The organism is Flavobacterium sp. LC2016-23 (assembly GCF_009674775.1).
Classification (GTDB): Bacteria; Bacteroidota; Bacteroidia; order Flavobacteriales; family Flavobacteriaceae; genus Flavobacterium.
The window spans coordinates 69687-86646 of record NZ_WKKE01000016.1 but is presented as its reverse complement, the minus strand read 5'-3'; the positions used below and the strand labels follow the sequence as shown (position 1 = coordinate 86646).

At 35.0% G+C, this 16960-nt stretch carries 14 protein-coding genes; 7 read left to right on the top strand and 7 right to left on the bottom strand.

Annotated elements, in window-relative coordinates; all coding sequences use genetic code 11:
• Positions 1 to 4 precede the first annotated feature (4 nt).
• Both GJU43_RS14645 and GJU43_RS14640 read left to right on the top strand, forming a co-directional pair.
• Positions 5 to 1345, top strand: coding sequence for a dihydroorotase (locus GJU43_RS14645; protein WP_154341505.1), 1341 nt, complete (start codon positions 5 to 7; stop codon positions 1343 to 1345).
• Positions 1346 to 1355: 10 nt separating this feature from the next.
• Entirely contained in the window at positions 1356 to 1844 is a 489-nt protein-coding gene (locus GJU43_RS14640; protein WP_154341504.1) for a DUF4296 domain-containing protein, read from the top strand.
• 4 nt (positions 1845 to 1848) lie between these two features.
• On the opposite strand, the gene GJU43_RS14635 is transcribed toward GJU43_RS14640, so the two are convergent.
• Both GJU43_RS14635 and GJU43_RS14630 read right to left on the bottom strand, forming a co-directional pair.
• Positions 1849 to 2850 (bottom strand): NAD-dependent epimerase/dehydratase family protein, encoded by a 1002-nt coding sequence (locus GJU43_RS14635; RefSeq protein WP_154341503.1) that lies wholly within the window; start codon positions 2848 to 2850, stop codon positions 1849 to 1851.
• Positions 2851 to 2992: 142 nt separating this feature from the next.
• On the bottom strand, positions 2993 to 4240 hold the full coding sequence (locus tag GJU43_RS14630) for a tRNA modification GTPase (protein ID WP_154341502.1): 1248 nt from the start codon (positions 4238 to 4240) through the stop codon (positions 2993 to 2995).
• A gap of 271 nt (positions 4241 to 4511) precedes the next feature.
• On the opposite strand from GJU43_RS14630, the gene tyrS reads away from it, so the two are divergent.
• Both tyrS and GJU43_RS14620 read left to right on the top strand, forming a co-directional pair.
• Positions 4512 to 5807, top strand: a complete 1296-nt coding sequence (tyrS, locus tag GJU43_RS14625) for a tyrosine--tRNA ligase (RefSeq protein WP_154341501.1) — start codon at positions 4512 to 4514, stop codon at positions 5805 to 5807.
• 91 nt (positions 5808 to 5898) lie between these two features.
• Positions 5899 to 6246, top strand: a complete 348-nt coding sequence (locus GJU43_RS14620) for a hypothetical protein (RefSeq protein WP_154341500.1) — start codon at positions 5899 to 5901, stop codon at positions 6244 to 6246.
• A 60-nt stretch (positions 6247 to 6306) separates the two neighbouring features.
• Here GJU43_RS14620 and GJU43_RS14615 read toward each other — a convergent pair whose 3' ends face one another.
• The 4 genes from GJU43_RS14615 to GJU43_RS14600 form a co-directional block, all read right to left on the bottom strand.
• The gene (locus GJU43_RS14615; protein WP_154341499.1) at positions 6307 to 7287 is read right to left on the bottom strand and encodes an acyl transferase; all 981 of its coding nucleotides are present in this window, start codon (positions 7285 to 7287) and stop codon (positions 6307 to 6309) included.
• A gap of 155 nt (positions 7288 to 7442) precedes the next feature.
• Positions 7443 to 7781 (bottom strand): T9SS type A sorting domain-containing protein, encoded by a 339-nt coding sequence (locus GJU43_RS14610; protein ID WP_154341498.1) that lies wholly within the window; start codon positions 7779 to 7781, stop codon positions 7443 to 7445.
• Between the two features lie 105 nt (positions 7782 to 7886).
• Positions 7887 to 9074 (bottom strand): hypothetical protein, encoded by a 1188-nt coding sequence (locus GJU43_RS14605; protein WP_154341497.1) that lies wholly within the window; start codon positions 9072 to 9074, stop codon positions 7887 to 7889.
• A 190-nt stretch (positions 9075 to 9264) separates the two neighbouring features.
• Positions 9265 to 12078 (bottom strand): TonB-dependent receptor, encoded by a 2814-nt coding sequence (locus GJU43_RS14600; protein WP_154341496.1) that lies wholly within the window; start codon positions 12076 to 12078, stop codon positions 9265 to 9267.
• A gap of 230 nt (positions 12079 to 12308) precedes the next feature.
• Here GJU43_RS14600 and GJU43_RS14595 point away from each other — a divergent pair, with 230 nt between their 5' ends.
• The 3 genes from GJU43_RS14595 to GJU43_RS14585 all read left to right on the top strand — a co-directional run bounded on the left by GJU43_RS14595 (position 12309) and on the right by GJU43_RS14585 (position 15760).
• Positions 12309 to 12992 carry a response regulator transcription factor gene (locus tag GJU43_RS14595; protein WP_026983516.1) on the top strand — a complete coding sequence of 228 codons (684 nt, stop codon included), beginning with the start codon at positions 12309 to 12311 and terminating at the stop codon, positions 12990 to 12992.
• Between the two features lie 223 nt (positions 12993 to 13215).
• Positions 13216 to 14301 (top strand): cell wall metabolism sensor histidine kinase WalK, encoded by a 1086-nt coding sequence (locus GJU43_RS14590; protein WP_154341495.1) that lies wholly within the window; start codon positions 13216 to 13218, stop codon positions 14299 to 14301.
• Positions 14302 to 14464: 163 nt separating this feature from the next.
• Positions 14465 to 15760 carry a porin gene (locus GJU43_RS14585; protein WP_154341494.1) on the top strand — a complete coding sequence of 432 codons (1296 nt, stop codon included), beginning with the start codon at positions 14465 to 14467 and terminating at the stop codon, positions 15758 to 15760.
• On the opposite strand, the gene GJU43_RS14580 is transcribed toward GJU43_RS14585, so the two are convergent.
• Positions 15757 to 16833, bottom strand: coding sequence for a glycosyltransferase (locus GJU43_RS14580; RefSeq protein WP_154341493.1), 1077 nt, complete (start codon positions 16831 to 16833; stop codon positions 15757 to 15759). The genes GJU43_RS14585 and GJU43_RS14580 overlap by 4 nt on opposite strands.
• Positions 16834 to 16960: the final 127 nt, after the last annotated feature.

Genomic DNA, 16960 nt, shown 5'->3' with positions numbered 1-16960 from the left:
CGTCATGAATAGAATTTTAATAAAGAATGCTAAAATTGTAAACGAAGGATCCATTTTTGAAGGTGATGTATTGATTGAAAATGACTTAATTGTTGAGATTTCAGATAGTATCAGTTTAAAAACATCCGATTGTAAAGTGATTGATGCCGAAGGGAATTATCTAATTCCGGGTGCTATTGATGATCAGGTGCATTTCAGAGAACCGGGATTAACGCACAAAGGCGATATTGAATCAGAATCCAGAGCGGCTGTTGCCGGCGGAATCACTTCTTTTATCGAGCAGCCTAATACGGTGCCTAATGCTGTTACTCAGGAAATCTTAGAAGATAAATACCATATTGCAGCCGTAAAATCATTTGCGAATTATTCGTTTATGATGGGAGCGACCAATGATAATCTGGAGGAAGTTTTAAAAACAAATCCAAGAAATGTTGCCGGAATCAAAATCTTTTTGGGTTCTTCAACCGGAAATATGCTGGTAGATAACGAGGCTACTTTAGAAAGAATATTTTCAAGTACACCTATGTTAATAGCCGTTCATTGTGAAGATGAAACGACTATTCAGAATAATCTGGCGCTGTTTAAAGAGCAATATGGTGAAGATGTTCCTGTAACGGCACACCATTTAATCAGAAGTACGGAAGCTTGCTATATTTCGTCTTCCAAAGCAGTGGCGCTGGCCAAGAAAACAGGGGCCCGTCTCCATATTTTTCATCTTTCTACTGCGAAAGAAATGGAGTTGTTTACGAATAAAATTCCATTAGAAGATAAAAAGATTACTGCTGAGGTTTGTGTGCATCATCTTTGGTTTACCGATGAAGATTACAAAACGAAAGGAAATTTCATTAAATGGAATCCGGCCGTAAAAACGGCAAGCGACAGAAAAGTACTTTGGGAAGCTTTAAATGATGGCCGTATTGATGTGATTGCTACCGACCACGCTCCACATACAAAAGAAGAAAAAAAACAATCGTACCTGAAAGCACCATCCGGCGGGCCATTGGTTCAGCATGCCGTTGTAGCGATGTTTGAAGCACATCATCAGGGTAAAATTTCTATAGAAAAAATCGTCGAAAAAATGTGCCATAATCCGGCTAAGATTTTCAAAATCGAAAAAAGAGGTTTTATAAGAGAAGGTTATTTTGCTGATTTGGTGATTGTGAATCCAAGTTTGCCATGGAGTGTTAATCCCGATAATATTTTATCCAAATGTGGATGGTCTCCATTTGAAGGTTTTGCTTTCAGATCGAGAATCACGCATACTTTTGTAAACGGAGAATTGGTTTACAATAACTTTAAGGTGAAAGATATTCGCAACGGAAAGAGATTATTGTTCGACAGATAAAAAAAGACAGATGAAGAATTTTGTAGTGATTGTATTGGTTTTGTTTTTTTCTGTAAGCTGTAAAAAAGAGTTGGTCAAACAACCCAAAGGACTTATTGAGAGAGGAAAGATGATTGATATCATGTATGATTTGTCTCTACTGGAAGCAATCAAATATCAGAATCCGTTATCTTTAGATTCAAGTGATACAAGTCAAAAGAGATTTGTCTGGCAGAAATACAAAGTAGACAGTCTGCAGTTTGCGCAAAGTAATATTTATTATGCCGCTTATTATGATGACTATAAAGATATGTTTGATGAAATAGCCAAACGATTGGAGAAAAACCAGAGAGCAGCAGATTCATTAGCTAAAATCGATGACAAGAAGGCAGCTAAAGAAAAGAAAAATAAAGAAAAAATATCAGGGCAGGATTCTAAAACTGATCAAACAAAACTTAGGAAGGTCAATGTTGATTCTATCAGAAGGACCATGCAAATGAAAAAGGCAATTCAGAAATAATCGTTTATAATTTTGAAACGTCTTTTATATACTGATGTACATCTGAAAAAACCGTTCCCAGAGCGGTTTTTATTTTTTCATTAGAATACAGACTTTTAGAATAAGAAGCTTTTGCCGTGGCTTTGGTAATTCTTCTTTTCTGAAAGAACAAAGTCGAAAATATTCCATCGGCTACCCAGGCGAGATTCAATAAAAAAGGTTTAGCGTGAATGTGTGGTCTTTTTACTTTCAGCGTATCGGCAATTGTGTTTAGAATATCCCTAAAAACTATATTGCCGGCAATAAGTGTAAACCGTTCGTTTTTGATATCACTTTTCATTAATTCAAAAGCAATTTTTACAACATCGTTAACGCTGATAAAGCCAGTGCTGCCGAGTGTGTAGAAGGAAAGCCCGTTGGCTACTTTTACATAAAATTCAGCGCTTCCTTGGTCACAGGTTTTTGTTTTCGGAATGGGACCTAAAATCACCCCCGGATTTATAATAATTACCTCTAAGCCTTCCTGCAGACCTCTCCAGACTTCCATTTCCGCGCCATATTTAGAAATGGCATAATCACTATGTGGTTTTTCAGGATTCCATTCCGTTTCTTCTGTAATGATGGTTTCATGGGAAGCTAAGTCGCCTAAAGCAGCAATAGAACTCACAAAACAGAATTTTTTTATTTGTTTTGCGATAGAAAAATTAACCATATTGGCCGTTCCTTCAATGTTGGTTTTTCTTAATTTGTCTTCGTCCTTTGGATCGAGAGAAATGAAGGCAGCACAGTGGTAAACATATTCAATTCCGTCAAAAGCAATTTCTAAAGAGGGAACATCGAGGATATCGGCTTCCGCCCATTCAATTTTTGCAAATAAATCTTCTTTTTTGTACAATTCGAAAACTAATCTGGTTTTCTGAATGTTGTTTGGGTTTCTGTAAATAGCCCTGACAGTTTCTCCATTTTCAATTAAATGAAGTAATAAATGCGAGCCGACTAAACCTGTTCCTCCTGTGACTAATACCATTTTGTAAAGATAGTATTTTTGCTAAATCAATTGGTAATGGAATTTTTATCATTGCTTGATTTATCTCATAGAAAAAGAAAGCACCGAAAATAAATTGTTAATTTACTCTCGGTGCTTTAAAGTTAAGGTGGTGAATGTTTTACTAAAAAATAGTATAGCCAAAAATAAAATCTATTGAACTGTATTTTGCAGATTGATAGACATAGTTGACTAATTCTTTTTTTGTATTCAATCTCATCTCAGCTGAGAACTTATTTTTGAAATTATATCCCAATCCAAATGCCAGGTTTTTTCCAGGATTACCATCAAATTTAACGGTATTGTTGTCGGTCTTATTGGTGTAAACTAAATCAGTCTTACTGCTTACGTCTAAGGAATAGGCAGCATTAATGAATATTTTCGAGTTTTGGTTTAAAAACATATAATGTCTTATTCCTATTGGTAGTTGTATGGAAGTATGACTTATTTTTACGTGATAAGGACTCTGTGGATTTGATATAAAACCACTGTAAACACTGTAGTCTTTTTCATCCTCGTACTTTTGATAGGCAGGATTAACGAAAACACTCCATTTGTTTTTGTTATAAGGGAGTACGTATTCGGCTTCTGCGCCAATTTTGAAAATCATTTTTTTGTCGAGGTCAATAGTAAATCGGGAATCAGCAGTATTTTTCATTGAAGCGGAAACAATGCTTACCCCTGGTGTTATTTTGATAAAAAATTGGCCTTTAGTTCTTTTTGTATTATTTTCTTCAGCTAAACCAGGAGTGATGTTGTTGTACTTAGAAAAATAATCGGTAAGGTCGTCTTTTTTATATTTAAGCTTTAAAATGTCTTTTTCGGTTGTACCCGAAGATTTAACATTTGTGAAGAGCTGTTGTTTGTATTCGTTGTTTTCACTTATTCTTTCTGCTCCTTCGTTTTTATCCGCCTGAATAAATTTGACATAAATCAGTTGTTCTGTCGGAATTGTTTTTGTCGAATAAAAATAGCGGTTCGTATTGCCTTCCGTATAACCGTACAGTGTGGCATCGCCTGCTACGAGTACTTTTAAGAAGATGGTTTCTTCTCTCCAGTCCGGATTTCTGTTCATCGATATTTTTTTCAAATCATTGCTTGAACGGTCTATTTTCACCTTAAATCTTTTGTAGGTACTTTGATTGTCAATTCCGAATTCTTGTATCGTTGCAATGCTTTCTGTTGCAGGTTCTGAATCTGTAAGCTCTTTTTTGTACTTAAAATTTGTTGGATTGTCTTTCCAGTCTAAATTTTTGATATAGCATTCTGTTCTTTTTCCGTCATTTGAAATAAAATATCCTTTTTCAAATGATATTTGTGCATTGGAAATGGTGTAACAAAAGAATAAAGTAAGAAGTAAAATTTTTTTCATAAAAAGGTTTTTGTTTTTTCGCCAAAAGTAGTTAACGAAACACAATAATCTCGTGCTTCTTTAGATATTTTTTAAGTTTTTTAATAAATTTTATGGTGATGTTTTTATAATTTATTAAACAGAAATTTAAATGCTAATTTCATTGTTTTTATCAGTGAATTCCCCGCTCATTGCTCAAATTGAGCTGTACTGCAAAATCTTGAAGACATAAAAAATTTATATGATACCACTACTGTGGAATTAATTATATTTGCACAAATTATTTTAAAAAATGAAAAATCTAGTTGAAGAATTAAAATGGCGCGGGTTATATCACGACAGTATGCCTGGAACGGAAGAACAATTACTGAAAGAAGTAACAACAGCGTATATTGGTTTTGATCCAACAGCAGATTCACTTCATATTGGAAGCATGGTTCAGATTATTTTACTGGTTCACTTAAAGAATTTTGGCCATCAGCCGATCGCTTTGGTCGGAGGTGCAACCGGAATGATTGGTGATCCTTCTGGAAAATCAGATGAAAGAAATTTATTAAACGAAGAAACCCTGGCTAAAAATGTGGCCGGAATTAAAAGTGTTTTATCTCGTTTTCTGGACTTTAATTCGACCGATAAAAATGCTCCGGTAATGGTGAATAACTACGATTGGATGAAAGAATTTTCGTTTATTGATTTTGCGCGTGAAGTTGGAAAACGTATTACCGTGAATTACATGATGGCGAAAGATTCTGTAAAAAAGAGACTGAGCGGAGAAGGAGAGGGAATGTCCTTTACGGAGTTTACCTATCAGTTAATTCAGGGATACGATTTTTATCATCTATATAAAAACAATAATTGTGTTTTGCAAATGGGAGGTTCTGATCAATGGGGAAATATCACTACGGGTACAGAATTAGTTCGCAGAATGGGAGGGGAAAACTCAAAAGCTTTTGCATTGACTACTCCTTTGATTACAAAAGCGGACGGATCTAAATTTGGGAAATCTGAAGGTGGAAATGTTTGGTTGGATGCTGATAAAACTTCGGTATATAAATTTTACCAGTTTTGGGTAAATGCTACAGATGTCGATGCTGAAAAATACATCAAGATTTTTACTTTCCTTGATAAAGAAGAAATCGATAGTTTGATTGAAGAGCATAAAGTCGCTCCTCATTTAAGAGTATTGCAAAAGAAATTAGCAGAAGAAATTACAATCTTCGTTCATAGCAAAGAAGAGTTGGAAAAAGCGATTCAGGCATCAAATATCCTGTTTGGAAATTCAACTGCGGATGATTTAAAACAATTGGACGAAGCGACTTTTTTAGAAGTTTTTGACGGAGTTCCACAAGCTGAAATTGCAAAAGCAGATTTAGAAAACGGATTGGATATCATCACGGTTTTAAACGAAAAAACGGGTTTCTTTAAATCCAACGGAGAAGCAAGACGTGCGTTAACAGCAAATTCAATTTCGGTAAACAGAGAAAAAATCAAAGAAGATTTTGTGTTGACGGCAAATGACTTAATCAACAATCAGTTTGTACTGCTGCAAAGTGGGAAGAAAAACTATTTTGTGTTAAGAATTGTATAGTTGGTTAATTGTTGATTTGTTTAATCGGTTATTCGAAATTAACGATTAAACAAATCAACAATTAGATTTTTTTTGCCTAAACTAAAAACAGATGCTGGGAATTTTTTGTATGTATTGGATTTGGAAAGCATTCAGCAATTTGGCTCTCGAATACCGTAAAAGTAAATGGAAGTATTTCTTTTTGGGTTTAGGAGCATATTATGCAGCCGTGGTAGTATCAGTGTGTATTGTGGTTGCTTTAATGTTGCTGGCTAAAGGTTTTGCTGAAATATCCGATCCGGATTTTGGAAGCGCTGAATGGAATTTGTTTTATCTTTTATCCGGAGCTTCGGGATGTTATGGGTGTTATAGGTTTCTGGAGCATAAAGCCAGAAAGGAAAAAGAATTATTAAACAAAGATGAAATAGAATATATTGGTATTGTGAGTGATGAAAATTAAAATCAATTCTTTTTTTGGATGTTTTTAGGTTAACCAATGAAACAAATCAACGATTAACTTTTATAAAACCATCAAATTGCACCCTCGAATATCAGAATTATCAAAACGTCCCAATACTTCGAAAGAATTGTTGGGATTTTTTTTACCTAAATCCTGTGTAGCGATAAAAGAACACGAATTGATATTGGCTAAATCAATAACGTTGATTCCGCCTGTTTTTCCATCTTTTACATAAGTCAGGGCATCTTCCGGATCCCGGACCAGGATCGTCATCCAGGAAGGGCATTCAAAAACACCTTCTCCTAAAGAATACGCCTGTCCTAAAAGCTCTGTCATTCCGTATTCGGAGTGAATGGCATGAACACCAAAACCTTTGCAAAGCTGTTCGTGAAGTTCTTCCCGAATCATTTCTTTACGTTTGCCTTTCATTCCTCCGGTTTCCATAATAATGGTATGCTGAAGCTGAAACTGATGTTTTTCGATTAGATCTAATAAAGCGTAAGTAACACCAATCAGTATTGTATTTTGGCCTGCCTGATCCAATTCAATAAGCTTTTGAATAAGTTCTTCGTGGTTGTGCAAATAAAACCCGCTTTCAGGCTGATTGGATAGTTTTATCAGGTCTTCAACCATGTAGATTAACGAAGAGCCTTCGCGCTCGAGATAAGACGGCAAAAGCGCTAAAACAACGTAATCTTCAATGTTGCCGTAAAATTCAGAGAACCCCTTTCGATAGCTTTCTTCGTATAAAGAGACATCAGTTACCAAATGTTTACTGGTGATCATGCCTGTAGTTCCGCTGCTGGTAAAAGTGACCTGGGCAGGATTTGTATTGGAAACCACATTATGACTTTTAAAAAACTGAATGGGCAGAAAAGGAATTTGCTGTATTGATTTTACCTGTTGTGGATTTACTTTTAAGAAATCACAAAATTCACGATATACTTTATTGTTCTCATGCTGAAAACGAAACACCTTCAGTGCTGTTTTTTCAAATTGTTTCTGACCTGAAAGGGTAAATATATCGTTGGCTGTAATCAAAACTTTTTTTGTACAAAGGTAGGGATAATTGTAAAAAGTTTGGAGTTTTCAGTCTCAGTTTTCAGTCCTGATCCGCATTTCACTGAAAACTGCGACTGAAAACTGAAAACTACAAAAAAAGGCTCCAATATTCATTGGAGCCTTTTTTTGTAGTACTATCGGATAATCAGTTTTCGCGTTGCGGTAGCATTTTCTTCGCTGATTTTTATAATGTAAACGCCGGGAGCTAAATCTGCGACATTTAATTCTTTTGAAGCCAGATGGGTCTGAATCACTTTTTTTCCCAAAAGATCAAAGACAATAATTTCCTTTTCTAAATCGTTCTTAGAGGAGATGTATACTTTTCCATTTAAGACCGGGTTAGGATACAGGCTTAGTCCCTCTATAGTATTTCCATCCTGAGGTTTTGACGTTTGTTTACTGTCTTGTGCAGAAGCACTTACGGTAAAGAAAAAAGCCAGTAAGATTATAATATAAAAGTAGTTTTTCGCCATCGCATATTTTTAGATACGTAAATATACAAAAAAAATTGCAAAAATGACGCCAAAAAAAAACATCCTAAAATTTTAGGATGTTTTTAACATTTACTATGTTTTTAATTATTTTGTCAAATCTACACCGTCAACTGTAGCCCATGCACCAGCAGTTAAAGAAGCTCCAGTAGCAGTAGCGCTAGTAGTGAAATTTCCAGCTGGGAAAGTTACTGTAAAACCAGGAACGCCTGCAATTGGTGTTACATTTGTAGTATTAGAAATTTTAACATTCAAAAGTTTAATTTTTCCAGTATTTACCTGATGTGTGTTAGTAGCAGCATCTAAGATACTAACTGCACTTCCATAGTAAGTAGTTCCATTAAATGTAAAGTTACCATAACCATCAATGATGATGTTGCTGTATTCTCCGTTACCTTCTCTTTTGAACTGGATTGCATCAACTTGGTTGTCATTACCTTCAGGAACGTTTGTAGCAGCTCTTTTTAAAGTAATGTTAGAAACTTTTGGTCCAAAAGCGTTATCATTTGCAGAAGCTTCGATTTCCATTCCGTAGTTACCTTTACCAGTTTGGTAAGCATACCAGTTTGTATTAGCAGTACCTTGCCATCCATCTTGCCAGTCAAATGAATCATCTGTGTTTCCGTAAGAAATAGCATTTGTTAAACTTACAGTTCCACCGAAGAACTCATATCCGTCATCAGCACCTTTGTAAGATACCAAGTGATCTAGTTTTGTTCCGGAACCTACTGAGTAAAAAGTAAAACCATTGTTTTCTTTATTACCATCCGCTAATTTAGATCCAGCATATTCTACTCTTGTGTATACTAATGAACCACTGTTGTCAGTAGGATTTGTTCCACCGTAAGTAATTTTGTTACCATCTTCAGAAGTACCGGTAGTTAATCCGCCAGCAATTAATGCAGGAGCATTTCCGTATACGATAATTCCACCCCAAGATCCTGGAACTTTAGATTTTTCAGTAAATACAACTGGTTTGTCAGCAGTACCGTTAGTGATTAATTTTCCACCTTTTAAAACAACCAATGCGTTGTCTCCAGTAGCTTTATCAATAGTAATTGTTGATCCTGCATCAAAAGTTACAGTAACACCGTCATTAATTTTTACAATTCCTTTTAGAGTGTAGTTACCGTAAGCAAAAGTTTTGTTTGCAGTAATTGTACCTGTAATCTCACCTGTTGCTGGTGGAGTAACCGGAGTTGGATCATCACTACTTGAGCAAGAATTAAAAAATAAACCTGTAGCAAGTGCTAAAGCAAAAAATTTAGTTTTCATAGTTGTGTTATTATGTGTTTTTATTTTTGTCAAAATTAGAACGTTAATCTTTTTAAGGTGTTATCTGAATATTACTTTACGGTTACCAAAAGACAACTATAATGTCAAGAGAATGTTAAGCGTGTTTTTATCGCTATGAATAAAAAAAGCTCCAGAATCTCTGGAGCTTTTAGTGTGTGTTTTACGGATGTTAAAAAGTATATCCTAATTTTAAAGAGAACCCAACGCCTTTTTTGTAGCTGTTAGATAAGTGTGATTCTTCAGCAAATGGTAATGTTCCTTTATCTCCGAATTCAAATTTTCTTACAGGGTTTAATAAGTTGTCTGCAGTGAATTTAACATCAAAATGTTCTGAAATTTTGCTGCCCCAAACAAGGTCTAATTGCGAGACAGGCAATTCATAAGTATGATCCTGACCGTTTGTTCCTACTGCGAAAATTCTTTTTCCGAATACACCGTAAACTAATGAAACAGTATTGCTCCATTCTTTTGCTAAATTGAATTCATATTTCAAATCAGAATTTACCAGCCAGTTTGATGCTCCTTGCAATGCTCTCGTTCCTTTGTGTGTTTCAAGTGTCGCCAATCCCGTAGAAGGATTTCCGTCCTCATCAACTGAGTCATATGTAGGGCTTACATTTACTTTTGTAGACATCAAAGTTGTGTTCAAACCAAATGAAAATGCAGACAAACTTTCGCTGATTCTTTCTAATCCTAAAAGAAATTCAAATTCTGCTCCATATAAATTAGCGCTGTCAGAATTTAAGAATGTTGTAATAGTTCCGGATGTAGCGTTAGTAACAAATGTTCTTTCGATTGGGTTATCAATGTATTTTCCAAATACACCTACAGCAAACATTTCTTTTGTACTAGGAAATAATTCGTATTTTAAATCAACATTGTAGTTATCACTATTTTTTAATATAGAATTTCCTTGTATTGAAGTTCCATCAGCATTTTGGTAGGTGATAGGAAACGACTCCATTATTACCGGTTTTGTGTATGTTTTGCTTGCTGCAAAACGAAGGTTTGATTTTTCGTTCATAAGATATTTTACATTCAAAGATGGTAAAACATACAAATTATCGTATTTAAGTGTTTTAAACGGATCGTCAAAACTTCCTAATCCTTTATAGTGAGTTTCTTTTAAAGTACTTTCAACTCGAACACCTGCATTCACTTCGTATTTGTCGGCAAATTTCAAAAGTAAATTAGCGTAACCTGCATTGGCACTTTCGTCAAGTTTTACCTTGTAAGTTGAATTTGAGTTTTCTGCAAAATAAACAGAAGAGTCAGTTAAAAGATCACTTTCAATTTTATCGTTAATATCATTTAGGCTATAGGCAAAACTAGAACCATGCAGAGAAACGAATCGGTAAGATGATTCCATTTTCGATGTATAGCCGTTATAACCAACCGTTAATTTATTTTGTTTGTCAGTGCCTTTTCCAAATTTCAGGCTGTATTCTGCCATGGCGGAAATAAATGAATTTCCATCTACAGTTAAGTACTGGCGCAGGATATTGTTGTATGCAGTGTTAATTACGCCATTACTTAAAGTACCAAAAAGAACTTTTCTATCTGGTTGCTCATACTTTGTATTCGCATAAGAAACGCCAGCCTTTATGTTTTGATTTTTGTCTTCTGTCAAAGCATATTCTCCTAGTAATTGTAAGTTTAAATAATCGCTATTCTCTAATTGATTCGTACGGATAAGAGTGTTTTGAATAGCAGGAGTGCTTTCAGATTGTCCAAATTGATCTTTTATAGAGTTTAAAGTAGTTTTAATATATAACGTATTAAAATTTAATTTAAATCTGTTTGTATTATAGTTTAATCCTAATAATGAAGACGTTGTAGTTTTAAAACGGTACTCTGTAGTCATAAAATCATTAGCGTACTCTGAGGGTGTATTTATAGTCATAGTTCTTTCAACACCTTCTCTAATAGCATAATTGTTATCATAGTTAATAGATAATAAGTAAGAAAAAGTTCTATCGTTGCTTAAATTAAATTTTTCAGCATGCAATAAGTTTAAACTTGAATTTAAAGGGGCTTTTGTTTGACTGACATTAAAACCTTTATTGCCACTTATTGAATTTAATGCCTGATCTGTTGTGAAAGTTTGTTTCGTGGCTTGATTTCCAAGAAAACCTGGTAATTCTCTGTCTTTGCCATTAAATCCGAAAAAACCAGCTGCTGTATCGGCGTCAGTTGATAATAAAAAATCTTTAAAGCTGTTTCCGGTTGTGTAACCCGCACCAACACTTATTTTAGTGACACTTTTTGTTGGTTTTGAAGTTTGAATATTAAATGTTCCACCAGCAAAATCGCCATATACATTTGGGTTGAATGTTTTATAAACATCAATAACGCCTACAATATTTGTTGGGAACAAATCAAGAGGAACGATTTTAGAAAACGGATTGTTTGATGGAGCCGCAAGATCATTAATTAATAAGTTGTTATAACGATCTTCAAGACCACGAACAAATAAACCTCTGTTTCCAACTTTTGTGATTCCGGTAATTTTTGTTAAACCTTCTTCAACATCATTAACGCCTTTTCTTGACATTTCCTGTGCGCCAATACTTTGTTTAATAACAACAGCATTTTTTTGATCTAGTAATAACGCTGTTTCTTTTTCTCTGTTAGCTGTTGATTTTACAACAACGTCTTTAAGAGTATAGCCTCCTGAAGAAAGTATCTGATCTACAGTGACAGTTTCATTTGCTTTAACGGTTACCGGTTTTTCAACTGATTCATAACCTACAAAGCTGAAAATTATAGTGTAACTTCCCGGATTTACATTTAAGGTATATTTACCGTCAATGTCTGTGTTTGCGCTAATGTTAGTTCCTTTTATTAAAACATTTGCAAATGGTAATGCCTGATTGTTAGATTCCTTGTCGGTTAATACACCAGAAATCGTACCTTTGTTCTGAGCGACCGAAATCGTGCAGATAAATAATGTGATTAATAGAAATTTAAGATTGAATTTCATTTGAGTTGTGTTTAATTTATTTTTTTGCAAAGAAAGAACCGCCCTGTAAAGTTCATGTTACGCACTTGTTATGTTTTTGTGTGCTGTAGATTATCAAATTGTTACCAGATTAAATTACCGTTAACAGGGATTTTTGACTGTTGATTTATTATTATATTTACCATCGCAATTAAAAACCATCAGATTTTCAGGAATAAAATCTGATGAGAAAACTCAATTTTTGCTACTTTATGAAAAAAACACAAACCAAGATCTTATTAGTTGATGATGAACCGGATATCCTTGAAATCGTTGGCTATAACCTTGCTCAGGAAGGCTACCAGATTGTAACGGCCTCAAATGGAAAAGATGCTATCGCAAAAGCTCAGAAAGAATTACCGGATTTAATTATTATGGATGTGATGATGGCTGAAATGGACGGAATGGAAGCTTGTGAACACATCAGAAAAATACCAGAATTAAATAATGTAATCATAACATTTTTAACAGCAAGAAGCGAAGATTACTCCCAAGTTGCTGGTTTTGATGCAGGTGCAGATGATTACATCACCAAACCCATAAAACCAAAATTATTGGTAAGCAAAGTAAAGGCTTTGTTAAGAAGGTTAAAAGAACAAGAGGTTGTCAGTGATACCTTAAATGTTGGCGGAATCGAGATTAACCGTGAAGAATATAAAATCATCAAGGGGAATGTAGAGATTGCTTTACCAAGAAAAGAATTCGAATTGTTTTACCTGTTAGCTTCAAAACCAGGGAAAGTTTTTAAAAGAGATGAAATCTTGGATAAAGTCTGGGGTAACGAAGTAGTAGTTGGCGGAAGAACAATCGATGTACATATCAGAAAATTACGCGAAAAGATTGGAGAAGATCTTTTTAAAACCATAAAAGGAGTTGGTTATAAATTTGAAGTTTAATTTTTTAAGAAACTAAGGTGCTGAGATACTAAGATGCTAAGGCTCGTGGTGTAATTTGGGATTTTAGTTAAGATTTAAACGAATTCAAATTGTTTTAAAATATTCCATAAATTTAAACCATATAAGAAACTGAAGTTCATTACATTTATGATCTTCAGTTTCTTATATGGTTTTTGAGTTAAGCTCAATTTTTCTAAAGTCTCTAAATGATTAAACAATATCAATGAAAATTAATTTTAAAAAAACATACAAATTTGCTGTAAAGTCGGCATTATACATAAGTCTTTTTACAACCGGATTTGTAATGATACTGATGTCTTTATTTTATAAGAACCAATTAAAACATCAGATTGCATTTGCCTTAATTTTTATTATATCCGTTTATATTTTCTCCTTTTTGGTTTTACAATATCGTGTAGAGCGCTTTATATACAGGAGAGTTAAAAAAATATACGATGAGGTTTCCTTATTAGAATCAACTACCCTTATCAATCAGCCCATAACCACTGACATGGAAACGCTTTCCCGTGAAGTGAAAAAGTTTGCCACCGATAAAAAACTGGAAATTGAAATGCTCGAAATCAGGGAGCAGTACCGAAGAGAGTTTCTTGGAAATGTTTCGCACGAACTGAAAACACCTTTGTTTACGGTTCAGGGCTATGTTTCAACATTGCTTGATGGCGCGATGGACGATAAAAACATCCGTAAGAAATACCTGAAACGTGCCGAAAAAGGAGTAGAACGCCTGATCTATATTGTGGAAGATCTCGATATGATTACCAAACTCGAATCGGGTGATCTGGACTTGCTGATGACGGATTTTGATATTGTAGAACTAATTGAAAATGTTTTCGATCTATTAGAAATGAAAGCGGATAAAAAGAAAATCAAGCTGGCTTTTGAAAGCAAAAATATTAAATCACTTATCGTTCGGGGAGACCAGGACAGAATACAGCAGGTTCTTGAAAACCTGATTGTAAACTCTATCAAATATGGTAAAGACGGTGGTTTAACAGAAGTGGGCGTAGTCAACTTAACAAAGAAAAAAGTGTTGATTCGTATCAGTGATAACGGAGAAGGAGTTGAAAAACAAAATATCCCAAGGCTTTTTGAACGGTTTTACAGAGTCGATAAAAGCGGAACCCGTTCTGAAGGCGGTTCCGGACTTGGACTGGCAATCGTAAAGCATATTATCGAAGCGCATAAAGAGAAAGTATATGTAGAAAGTGAGTTCGGAATTGGTTCTGAGTTTTCATTCACACTTGAAAAAGCACATAAAGCACAAAAACCGGAAGTTAAATTATTGTAACGTTTATTTTGAATAGAGCCATCTGGCCTGACTTTAGAATATTTCGTCATAATTACGTAACTATTTAGAAACAAATCTTCTTATTATGGTAACATACTGTTAATGATTTCTTAACATTGATGATACATCTTTGCACATTGAATTTTAGTGCATTAGATAAAAAATGATAAAAAGAAAAATAATTGCAGTTTTATTGCTAATTACTTCGGTGGCAAATGCACAGGATTTAAAAAAGGAAGACGTAAAAAAAGAAGTAATTCGTCTTCTCGATTCTATCAACAAATCAAAACTTCCCGATACAAAATCCGGAGTCAGTAATGACGAACATTGGTACGACAGAATCTCATTGCGCGGTTATGCCCAAATACGATACAATGGTTTGTTTTCTACAAATGATAAAGTTTCGTGCGATCAGTGTGATAAATCATGGGGAACAACTTCTACAGATCCCCAGGCTAAAGCAAATAATGGTCTTTTTATCAGACGTGCCCGATTGGTGTTTTCAGGACAGGTTCATCCCAATGTATTCTTCTATTTTCAGCCCGATTTTGCAAGTTCACCAAGCACGGGAATTCAGAATTTTGTTCAGATCAGGGATTTGTATTTTGATCTTTCTTTTGATAAGAAAAAAGAATACCGTCTTCGTGTTGGACAAAGTAAAATTCCTTACGGTTTCGAAAACATGCAGTCAAGTTCGCAGCGTCTGACTTTAGACCGTGCCGATGGTATAAACAGTTCAATAGCAAATGAACGTGATTTAGGAATGTTCTTTTACTGGGCACCAGCCGAAATCAGAAAGCGTTTTGAAATGCTCGTAAAAGACGGTTACAAGGGTTCAGGCGATTTTGGTGTATTTGCCTTAGGAGTTTATAATGGACAGATTGCAAATAAAATAGACGGAAACAGGGATCTTAATGTTGTAGCAAGAGTTACCTATCCATTTGTAATTGGTAATCAGATTATTGAACCTGGAATTCAGGCCTATACGGGAAAATGGGCATTCACGGGAGAAATTTCTTCAGGAGTTACCGTTAATGATCCGCAATACATAAAAGATCAGCGGGTAGGAGCTACCTTTGTTTTATATCCAAAACCCTTCGGAATTCAAACCGAATATAATATAGGAACCGGACCACGTTATAATGCAGTAACAAAAACGGTTGATGTAACAGATTTGGATGGAGGATATGTTTTACTGAATTACAAGTGGGACCTGAAAAAACAACGTTTGTATCCTTTTGCGAAATTCCAGTATTATGACGGAGGAAAAAAATACGAAAAAGATGCCAGAAGTTACGTCGTTAGAGATTACGAATTTGGAGTAGAATGGCAGCCGCTAAAAGCTTTTGAACTTACAGCAGAATATGTGATTTCCGACAGAAGCTTTGTAGACAGCGCCCTTCCGGTTAACAGGCAGCAAGGGAACTTACTGAGATTGCAGGCACAGTTTAACTTCTAGACTTTATCTTCAAATATAGAAAACAACGAATCCCAGTCGATGCTATTTTTAAATTGAACAAAACCCTTAAACGATTTTACTCTTGACAGATCTTCAATTGTAAAGTCGTTTTGCGTTGCATAAGGCACTAAGTTTTCATCCTGAAGTTTTATCGCCAGGTATTCCTGCTCGTATTGCCCGGGAGTAGGAATGAAAAAAGCTTTTTTGCCTAATTTTGCCAAATCCATAACAGTCGTATATCCGGAACGGCACAGCACCAATTCACTTTCGTTAAAAGTCTGCTCCAGTTGTTTGGAGTTCATGAAATTATAATAGGTCACGTTTCCGATTTCTTCTTTTGTCTGGGTTTTCTCTACAACACCCTTTACAAAAACCACTTTGCCTTCAAAGCGTTTCACTTCTTCCTGTAATTTCTCATCCAAATAGGTACGCTGAGGTTCAGGTCCCGAAAGAATGACCATCAGGTCGTATACTTTAGGCGTATCTTTTTGGCGCATTCTGCTTAATGGTCCTATGTATTTTAAATTTAATTCGTCTGTCTTAAGGTGTCCGAGATCACCGGTCAGATTTACAGCTTCATTAGTATCCGGAACCCAGCATTCGGAATATTTTTTGATAATATGCTGATGGCATTTACTGGTGAACCAGGTGGTGTTTCCGGTCATCACATTCAGCTGATGCGTCATAAATACAGATGGAATTCTTTTGCTGAAAACGCCCAGTCGGTTATCTGAGATGATACCGTCAATTCCGTGTTTTTTAATCAGGGACTTCACCATTTTCTTCTCATCTAAAATGGCCGTAATCATTTTGGGTAAGTTTTTAATCAGTTTCCATTTAAAGTTTTTACCGTTTTTAGCATATTCTATATGATAAGAAGGTAATTCTAAGGTCTCTATGTAGGGGAATTCTTTACGCAATAAAGCCAATGCAACTCCGTCAGAAGCTATTATCGGGATGTACTTATTTTCCTGGAGCGCTTTTATGATAGGGATACATCTTGTCGCATGTCCTAAACCCCAGTTTAATGGAGCTACTAAAATAGTTTTGTTCGCAGAATATTCAATGCTCATGGTTTAACGCTTTTTGAAACGAAGATAGAGAAATATGTTTTTTATGTTATTTCAGTCGTATTACTAAATTATTAACTCTATAATTCAAATGGAGCCTTATTTTTCAGTTAAAAGAGCCGAATAATAT

Coding starts and splice junctions, on each gene's coding strand:
- GJU43_RS14630 (WP_154341502.1), bottom strand. CDS start 4,240: ATGAAAAAAATTTTACTTCTTACTTTATTCTTTTGTTACACCATTTCC.
- GJU43_RS14645 (WP_154341505.1), top strand. CDS start 5: ATGAATAGAATTTTAATAAAGAATGCTAAAATTGTAAACGAAGGATCC.
- GJU43_RS14585 (WP_154341494.1), top strand. CDS start 14,465: ATGATAAAAAGAAAAATAATTGCAGTTTTATTGCTAATTACTTCGGTG.
- tyrS (WP_154341501.1), top strand. CDS start 4,512: ATGAAAAATCTAGTTGAAGAATTAAAATGGCGCGGGTTATATCACGAC.
- GJU43_RS14580 (WP_154341493.1), bottom strand. CDS start 16,833: ATGAGCATTGAATATTCTGCGAACAAAACTATTTTAGTAGCTCCATTA.
- GJU43_RS14595 (WP_026983516.1), top strand. CDS start 12,309: ATGAAAAAAACACAAACCAAGATCTTATTAGTTGATGATGAACCGGAT.
- GJU43_RS14640 (WP_154341504.1), top strand. CDS start 1,356: ATGAAGAATTTTGTAGTGATTGTATTGGTTTTGTTTTTTTCTGTAAGC.
- GJU43_RS14610 (WP_154341498.1), bottom strand. CDS start 7,781: ATGGCGAAAAACTACTTTTATATTATAATCTTACTGGCTTTTTTCTTT.
- GJU43_RS14635 (WP_154341503.1), bottom strand. CDS start 2,850: ATGGTATTAGTCACAGGAGGAACAGGTTTAGTCGGCTCGCATTTATTA.
- GJU43_RS14600 (WP_154341496.1), bottom strand. CDS start 12,078: ATGAAATTCAATCTTAAATTTCTATTAATCACATTATTTATCTGCACG.
- GJU43_RS14605 (WP_154341497.1), bottom strand. CDS start 9,074: ATGAAAACTAAATTTTTTGCTTTAGCACTTGCTACAGGTTTATTTTTT.
- GJU43_RS14620 (WP_154341500.1), top strand. CDS start 5,899: ATGCTGGGAATTTTTTGTATGTATTGGATTTGGAAAGCATTCAGCAAT.
- GJU43_RS14590 (WP_154341495.1), top strand. CDS start 13,216: ATGAAAATTAATTTTAAAAAAACATACAAATTTGCTGTAAAGTCGGCA.